This window comes from Brooklawnia sp. (assembly GCF_032229645.1).
Classification (GTDB): domain Bacteria; phylum Actinomycetota; class Actinomycetes; order Propionibacteriales; family Propionibacteriaceae; genus Brooklawnia.
In genome coordinates this window covers 1-458 of sequence record NZ_JAVTWX010000137.1, presented here as the reverse complement: position 1 = coordinate 458, position 458 = coordinate 1, and the positions used below count along the sequence as shown (strand labels likewise).

Below are 458 nucleotides of genomic sequence, written 5' to 3'. Positions count from 1 at the left end.
AGTTCATGTGGACGAGCGGAAGCTGTGAGCGGACGCACCGACCCCTTCACCCTTGCGTGTCACACTTGAAGCATGAGTCAATTAGCGCCGGGATCGCAGACCGTAACCGGGGAACGCGTCGAAGAACGCTATGAAGAGGGCGACGAGGAACGCTTCAGCCACTTCGTGCCGAAGGCCAAGCTGACCGAGGCTCAGGTGATGGGCACTCCCGTGGTTGCCCTATGCGGCAAGGTGTGGGTACCGACCCGCAATCCAGAACGGTTCCCTGTCTGCCCGATGTGCAAGGAGATTTGGGAGTCCCTGCAATCGGGGAAGGACAAGGGCAAGGACCGCTGATCGAGCGCACCGTCTCCGTCCATGCCCCTCAGCGACTGCCGAAAACAGCAGCAGCTAGCGGATATTCGGTAGTCGCTGCGATTCCCGGTAGCCGCTGCTGGCGCCACCGAGCATTTCGGTAG

1 protein-coding gene is annotated in these 458 nt (G+C 61.1%); it reads left to right on the top strand.

Annotated features, from left to right (window positions below):
- Positions 1-72: 72 nt before the first annotated feature.
- A complete protein-coding gene (locus AAFP05_RS11415; protein ID WP_341729181.1) occupies positions 73-336 on the top strand; it encodes a DUF3039 domain-containing protein in 264 nt (87 codons plus the stop codon).
- Positions 337-458: the final 122 nt, after the last annotated feature.

What these genes read in the sequence shown, in the direction of transcription:
- AAFP05_RS11415 (WP_341729181.1), top strand. Translation starts at nt 73, where the DNA reads ATGAGTCAATTAGCGCCGGGATCGCAGACCGTAACCGGGGAACGCGTC.